General features: G+C 36.6%; 7 protein-coding genes. All 7 read left to right on the top strand.

Annotated features, from left to right (window positions below; all coding sequences use genetic code 11):
• The coding region (locus NE665_RS22870) for a sigma factor-like helix-turn-helix DNA-binding protein (protein ID WP_256302652.1) at positions 1 to 314 on the top strand (314 nt) is incomplete at its 5' end.
• Positions 307 to 546, top strand: a complete 240-nt coding sequence (locus tag NE665_RS22875; RefSeq protein WP_032512201.1) for a helix-turn-helix domain-containing protein — start codon at positions 307 to 309, stop codon at positions 544 to 546. The genes NE665_RS22870 and NE665_RS22875, both read left to right, overlap by 8 nt.
• Positions 547 to 921: 375 nt before the next feature.
• On the top strand, positions 922 to 1,125 hold the full coding sequence (locus NE665_RS22880) for an excisionase (protein ID WP_004613735.1): 204 nt from the start codon (positions 922 to 924) through the stop codon (positions 1,123 to 1,125).
• A gap of 77 nt (positions 1,126 to 1,202) precedes the next feature.
• Positions 1,203 to 2,393 carry a tyrosine-type recombinase/integrase gene (locus NE665_RS22885; RefSeq protein WP_055062556.1) on the top strand — a complete coding sequence of 397 codons (1,191 nt, stop codon included), beginning with the start codon at positions 1,203 to 1,205 and terminating at the stop codon, positions 2,391 to 2,393.
• 976 nt (positions 2,394 to 3,369) lie between these two features.
• On the top strand, positions 3,370 to 4,326 hold the full coding sequence (gene bsh / locus NE665_RS22890) for a choloylglycine hydrolase (RefSeq protein ID WP_002610664.1): 957 nt from the start codon (positions 3,370 to 3,372) through the stop codon (positions 4,324 to 4,326).
• A gap of 887 nt (positions 4,327 to 5,213) precedes the next feature.
• Entirely contained in the window at positions 5,214 to 5,825 is a 612-nt protein-coding gene (locus NE665_RS22895) for a recombinase family protein (RefSeq protein WP_002610666.1), read from the top strand.
• Positions 5,826 to 5,985: 160 nt separating this feature from the next.
• Positions 5,986 to 7,734: VWA domain-containing protein (locus NE665_RS22900; RefSeq protein ID WP_256302653.1), on the top strand; the 1,749-nt coding region annotated here is incomplete at its 3' end.

Genomic DNA, 7,734 nt, shown 5'->3' on the forward strand with positions numbered 1-7,734 from the left:
AGGAAATTTCTTATTGTGAACTTCCAGAAATCGTCGTGGAAAAACTGGCAGTCTGGGACGAATACGAAAGCGATTATACCGCCTTTGATGTATGTGGTATTGAGGTTCGTGTCCTTGATGATGATTTGGCAGAAGCGATTAAGTATCTGTCTGAAAAAGACAGAGAAATCTTGTTGATGTATTTCTTCTTAGGCATGAGCGATACAGAAATCGGCGACAGATTAAAGATTAACCGTTCAACGTCGTTCCGCAGTAGGAAGAACTCACTTGAAGAAATCAAGAAAAAATTAAAGGAGAACATGAATGATGAATAACACACGCCCGTCATTTTACCTTATCTCGTCGGCTGTGGACGGCAACGTAAATTCGATTGAAAAGATACTGGCATTGTATGACCCGTACATATCAAAATGTTGTTTGCGTCCGTTCTACGACAGATATGGTAATGTCTGCATAGTCGTAGACATGGAATTAAAAGGACGTATCAGAGAAGCACTTATTAAAATGATTTTGGACTTTGATATTCCTTTAGAAACCGAAGAATAAGAAGCAGTAACCGCAGAGCATGATTTGTTCAATCCCCTCTTTCCTGCTCTGCCCCCTGCTTTTACATGAAAGCAACACGCTTTCGCCACAGCTCTTTGACAACTGAATAAAGCAGACAGATACGTTTGTGAGATAGTGAGCCACGGGGACTGTACGCCACGACCTTTTCAAAAGAAAGCGAGCGACCCACGCAGTGATCCGAGAGCGACTGTTGGAAAAGTCGTTTTGCCACGACCTATCCTCACAGAATAATGATACGTCCGCATGGTGCGGTTCTGCCCACAAGAATGGGAATAGTTGAGATACTAACGGAGCTTTCCAAAGCCGTCTGCCTGCTTGTAAAAAATGACACACAGTAAAGGGGGTGCATAGATTATGAACAATACTGATGTGCCTATCTGGGAAAAATATACGCTGACGATTGAAGAAGCGTCTAAATACTTCCGCATTGGCGAAAAGAAATTGCGTAAATTAGCCGAAGAAAACATTGACGCTGGCTGGGTTATCGTGAATGGTAACCGTATTCAGATTAAGCGAAAACAATTTGAAAAAATCATAGATACATTGGACGAAATCTAATGTCATTGAGCCGTAGATATGGTATAATAAATGTAGCGTATCACGGCTCATTCCATGACGGAAAGGAGCTTTACACTATGTCTAATGTGAAACGAAAAGACAGTAAAAATCGCAATTTGCGTAATGGAGAGAGCCAGCGAAAAGACGGAAGATACGTTTATAAATATACCGATATATACGGAAAGCCACAATTTATCTATTCTTGGAAACTTGTACCGACAGACAAGACACCTGCTGGAAAACGTGATGATATTTCATTGAGGGAAAAAGAAGCACAGATTAAAAAAGACCTTAACGACGGTATCGACACAGCAGGCGGTAAAATGACAGTCTGCCAGCTCTACGACAAGAAGAACAGCCAAAGAAAGAACATCAAGAGGGCTACTGAAAAAGGACGACAGTATCTTATGAATGCTCTGAAAAATGACCCATTAGGTATGAGGGCGATTGATACTGTGAAGCAGTCGGACGCTAAAGAATGGGCTATCAGAATGAGCGAAAAAGGATATGCCTATAAAACGATTGATAACTACAAGCGTTCCTTGAAAGCGTCATTTTACATGGCGATACAAGACGACTGTATCAGAAAGAACCCGTTTGAATTTAAGCTGAGTGATGTTCTGGAAGATGATACAGAGCAGAAAGTTATTCTTACACCAGAGCAGGAAGAGCGCCTGCTTGCCTTTATGGAAAAGGACAAGATTTACAGTAAGTATTATGATGAGGTTGTGCTTCTGCTGGAAACGGGACTTCGTATTTCTGAATTTTGCGGACTGACGACGCATATTGATATGCAGAACAGAATACTCAATATAGACCACCAGTTATTGAAAGATAGCGAAATGGGCTACTATATTGAAACGCCAAAGACCAAAAACGGAAAACGGGAACTTCCATTGACAGAACGGGCTTATCAAGCAATCCAAAGAATACTAAAGAACAGAGGAAAGGCACAACCGTTGATTGTAGGTGGTTACAGCAATTTCCTATTCTTAAACCGTGAGGGCTTGCCTAAAGTTGCAGGAAACTATGAGGGCATGGTGCGAGGACTAATTAAGAAGTATAACAAGTATCACACAGATAAGTTACCGAACATCACACCACATTCATTCCGACATACTTATTGTACGAATATGGCAAACAGAGGAATGAACCCAAACACTTTGCAATATCTCATGGGACACGCTAACATAACCATGACACTTGGCTATTATGCACACGGTACATTTCAATCTGCAAAAGCAGAACTGGAAAGACTGGCTTGTTAATATCGGAGCTTATATTTACTACTCATTTACTACTTTTGGTTGCATTTTCATGCTGGTAAATGCCAGCTTATGCAAGGTATCTTCCGAAAAGAAAATACCGATAAAGCCCTAAAATACGGGATATATCGGCATTTACCAACTTATGAAAAGATAATCAGAAATTTAGTAAGTTTTTTAGGACAAAAAAAGCATCCACGTATGAATCTACAAGGATGCTTTGATTGAACTAACCAGTAGGTGTATTCTAAGGAATACATCATCATAATACAAATATTAAGAAAAAATGTCAAGCAAATCATCTTTGAGACAGGGTAAAAATAGTAAATTAGATACTTTTGAAAGTAGATTCTATTTTCAAAAAATATTTGTCCCATTCAAGTGTTGATTTATGTAATTGGTTACCTTTGAATATAAATGACAATATTGTAAATACTAATGCCACCACACCTTTGGTTATTAAAACTTTTATGGAGAACAATTCCTGTTAGTAGTAAATCAGCTTTTAAATTGAGATTAGAACTAAAAGGAGATTTATCTTATGAAACAACAAAAAAAATTAAAAAGCAATTCATTATATTTTAAAAATAGGGTGTGTTATTTGGAAATATTAACTGCTTCATTTTTATATTCAAATCACAAATATTTTTTGACACAATTGCAGGCTCCGTCTGGACTGTGCCATTTTCTCTACTTTTAATCATATCTTCTTAGCCATAAGCTAGATTACCTCTGGTGTTTCAGGAAGACGCTCAATGGTAAGAGAATAAGTCAGTATGGCTGATATACATGATTATGGTAAGCAGAATGACGTTGAGGAGAATTGAGAAAAGAAGAATCTAGGGCTTCAAAATCACATTATATTAAAGAGGTTTTATTATTTTATTGCATCCAAGACAATTAGACTTCATCTACCCTGAAGTTCTGGTAAGCAGTACTAATTCAATATGTTAAGCTTAAGCGTAAGGAGGAATCAACAATGTGTACAGTACTGAGATTTAAACAATTTTTTGGAAGAAATTTAGACTACGAATTTTCCTATGGGGAGAAAATTACCGTTTCGCCCAGAAATTATAATTTTAAGTTTCGCCATACTAATAAACAAGGAAAACATTATGCTATAATAGGTATGGCATATATTGTAGGAGATTATCCATTATACTACGATGCCATAAACGAAAAAGGAGTAGGAATGGCAGGATTAAATTTTGTCGGAAATACATATTTTAATGCTCATGTAGATGGAAGGGATAACATTACATCCTTTGAGTTTATTCCATGGGTATTGTCTCAATGTGCGAATATTAAAGAAGTCAAGGAATTACTTGAACATACTAATGTAGTGAATACCGCCTTCAACAGTAAACTTCCACCTGCACAATTGCATTATATGATTAGCGATGACACAGACAGCATTGTTATAGAATGTATGAAAGATGGTATGCATATATATGATAATCCTACACATGTTTTAACCAACAATCCACCATTTAAAGAACAGATTTCTAGGTTGAATGACTACATGTATTTGACCAATAAGCAACCAGAAAATACATTTTCAAAGGATTTAAATCTTGCCCCGTATTCACGCGGATTTGGTGCATTTGGATTGCCTGGAGATTTATCAAGTCCGTCTCGATTTGTTCGTGTTGCCTTTACTCGATCCAATGCAACAAGCGACGAAAATGATTTGAGTCAGTTCTTTCATATCCTTGGATCAGTAGAGCAGCAAAAGGGACTTTGCGAGGTGAGTGAAGGTGAATATGAATATACCATCTATTCTTCTTGCTGCGACTTGTATAATGGAATATATTATTACACAACGTATAACGGACACCAAATTATAGGTGTGGATATGTTTAAGGAAGATTTAGATTCTGATAAAATCATATCTTATCCAATGATGGAAAAAGAAATAATCAGTTTTCAAAATTAGGTTGTATTCATTGTTTGAAGGTAATGGTTATATGCTATTATACGAGGGATTGTGTATGAAGTGTTTTAAGCAATTTACCAAAAACTCAAGAACGACTAAACAGTGCCCCATGTACTACCATAACTGAATATTTTAATATCTTAGCTCATATATTCTTCATGTTATGTGTGGGTTATTTTCTTGCTCTTTTTTCCGTATTGCCCAAAGGTATAGTCGGAATCTCCGTTTATATATTTCAGCGTTTGCGGAAAGAGAGCGAGATTAAGAACACATCTTCTTTTTAGCATATCATTAGAATACAGTTAATTGCTTTCACTTGTGAAGGTCATGACACAAAGGCTTATTCGTGCTCCTCTTTTTAAGAAAAATTGGAGAGCTCTTATCACACATATATTTCATCATGACACTTCACTTTGTCTATTTGGCCATTACATGGAGTTTTTAGATAGTTGAGGAGAGAATACAATGATAATGGAAACTGAATGTTTAAAGCAAATAACTTAAATAAGATATGAAAAGTGTGCTGAAGCCGAAATTGCTGATGAATTAGCAACCTACGATTACAAGAAAAAAACACGAAAACTGCTTGAATATCTGAGATGCAATGGCGTTATGATTGTGTATAATAAAAAGGAAAGAAATTGAAAAACAGAAATCTGATTTTATATTGCTGATTTACCTTTTTAATCATCTTTTTTATAATGTCTTCTAAAAGTAAATTATTTTCTGATGGAACATTTTGCTTTTTTCTTTTGTTTTTCCTTTGAAAAAACTTTCCTTGTAAACAATATAATATTTATTGACGAAGCACTTTACTTTTATGGTGAGGTGTTTTTTTATTTTTAGTGTTTCATATATTACTACATCAAAAAGGAGGACCAAGAAGTATGGCACAAAGTTATGGATATGTAAGAGTTTCAAGTATAGATCAGAATGAGGAACGACAAATAGTTGAGTTAACACATAGAGACGTAGTTCCTAGTAATATTTTCATAGATAAACAGTCTGGAAAAAGTTTTGAACGTCCGCAATACAAAAGACTTGTTAAAAAATTAAAATACGGCGATTTACTTTATATTCTGAGTATAGACCGTCTAGGCAGAAATTATCTGGATATACAGGAACAATGGAGAATTCTAACTAAAGAGAAAGGAATCGATATATGTGTGCTCGATATGCCCTTACTGGACACACGAAATGGAAAAGATTTGATGGGAACTTTCATTGCTGACCTTGTGTTGCAGATACTATCATTTGTAGCACAGAATGAGCGTGAAAATATAAGGAAAAGACAGGCTCAGGGTATTGCCGTTGCCAAAGAAAAAGGAATAAAATTTGGCAGACCAGAAATAGCATTACCAGATAATTTTGGAAAACTCGTTTCCGAATGGGAAAAGAAAAAACTTCCGATAGAGGAGGTGTTAAAAGTATGCGGAATAAGTAAAGCAACCTTTTATAGACGCTTAAAAGAATATAGGATGAAAAGCAAAGTGTCATAAAGTAGACCTTTTGACACCTCCTCTCTTCATCTATATTAAAACAAATTTACAAATTTTACCAGTGTTTTTTTATCTTTAAATAAGAATATCGGCATACATAAATAATTTTTATAACTTATTTCAAAAAGTCTACTTATTGATAAATTTAAGGAGGGAAATTATGCGAAAATTGAAAATGAGTAAACTTTTTAGTATTTTTCTTACATGTATCCTATGCTTATCGTTTTTGCCAACTGATTTAATGGCAATGAACGATGCTGATACAGTTAAAAACGGCTATTATAACGAGTCTAATACTTGGGTTGAGGGTGAATTGGATCAAGCATTACCAGAAGGTATCCATTCCGTTAACAAAACAGCTGTCAAAAGTGAAAACGACGACAACACTTACGATATTACTTTGGAAGTCGTAACAGAACAAAATCTAAGCAAGCTCACGAAGAAATCTGCAACGATCCTCGTGATAGATACATCAGGAAGTATGGGAGATTATCAACGATTGATAAATGCAAAGAACACAGCCAAGGAGTTCGTTAAAAAGTATGCAGGAGATGAGCCGGATAGTGGACGTTATCTCGCTATCGTGAATTTTGCTACTAACACGAATATTATCTTAAATTGGACGGATGTTTCATCTGCAGATGGGAAAGCGTCTGCAGATAATGCTATAAATCAATTATATGCGGATGGCGGAACAAATCTACACGCAGGTATCAAACAGGCTAGCCAACTATTTGATGATACTGCGATTCAGGATATTGAGAGCAAGAATACGATCGTACTGACAGATGGTGCACCAACTTATTATTTGAAGAACTGTACCTCTGATATCAATTGTATCTTTTATACACATGTAACCATCTCCAACACCAGATATCATGTAGGTGGTGACGGAGATAAAGGAAGTGAAACGATCAACGACGCTACTGCTGCTGAAGCAAAAACACTCAAAGGCAAATCAACTGTCTATACGATCTGTTACGGTGCGAGTCGTGAAATGACCTATCAGGGAGGACCAACAGTCTCTGCATATTTAAAAAACAATATTGCCAGTGAAATGAAGAATGCTTATGATGCAGATGATTCTGATGATCTGGTGGATGCGTTTAAGGCGATTACAGAAACGATCACGAGCGGTCTTGACGGTAAAGGATTATCTGTATTCGATGGTTCTGCGCCATTCGTTTCAGTAAGTGGATTACCCGAATCGATCGTACAAGATGAAGAAGGTTTTACATGGAAGCTTGAGAATGCAGAAGAATCCACTGAGGGAAATAAAAAATATTATACGTATCGATTAACTTATAAAGTGACCTTGAATGCAGATGCTATTGATTTCGATGAAGGAAAATGGTATCCACTCAATGGAAAAACATATATCACACTGGCAGATGGGGAAAAAGTTTATTTTCCTATTCCGGCAGGACAAGGTGTCAAAACGCGTTATACTGTAACATATACAGATGGAGTAGAGGATGAAGAAGTGTTTGAAAATCAGATTACGACTGATCTGGTCTATGGAGCTGAAACGCCTTCCTTCAAAGGGACTCCGGAAAGAACCGGATATCTCTTTACCGGATGGACACCTGAAATCAGTGAGACTGTGAGCGCTTCTACGACATATGTAGCAACATGGAAGAAAAGGATGGAGCCATTAAACAAAGTCCCTGAAATCAACGCAGAAGATAAAACACTTATAGTAGGAGACACATTTGATCCAAAGAAGGATGTGGCAGCTACTGACAAGGAAGATGGCGACCTTACAGCTAAGATCGAGATCGTCAAGAATACAGTAGACATGACAAAAGCCGGAACATATGAAGTTACATATAAAGTAACAGACAGTGAAGGAGCGTCCACAACGAAGACGATCACAGTCACTGTCAATCCAAAAATGGAAAAATTGAAT

The organism is Clostridium sp. DFI.1.208, assembly GCF_024463855.1.
Taxonomy (GTDB): Bacteria; Bacillota_I; Bacilli_A; order Erysipelotrichales; family Erysipelotrichaceae; genus Clostridium_AQ.

What these genes read in the sequence shown, in the direction of transcription:
- NE665_RS22880 (WP_004613735.1), top strand. Translation starts at nt 922, where the DNA reads ATGAACAATACTGATGTGCCTATCTGGGAAAAATATACGCTGACGATT.
- NE665_RS22895 (WP_002610666.1), top strand. Translation starts at nt 5,214, where the DNA reads ATGGCACAAAGTTATGGATATGTAAGAGTTTCAAGTATAGATCAGAAT.
- bsh (WP_002610664.1), top strand. Translation starts at nt 3,370, where the DNA reads ATGTGTACAGTACTGAGATTTAAACAATTTTTTGGAAGAAATTTAGAC.
- NE665_RS22875 (WP_032512201.1), top strand. Translation starts at nt 307, where the DNA reads ATGAATAACACACGCCCGTCATTTTACCTTATCTCGTCGGCTGTGGAC.
- NE665_RS22885 (WP_055062556.1), top strand. Translation starts at nt 1,203, where the DNA reads ATGTCTAATGTGAAACGAAAAGACAGTAAAAATCGCAATTTGCGTAAT.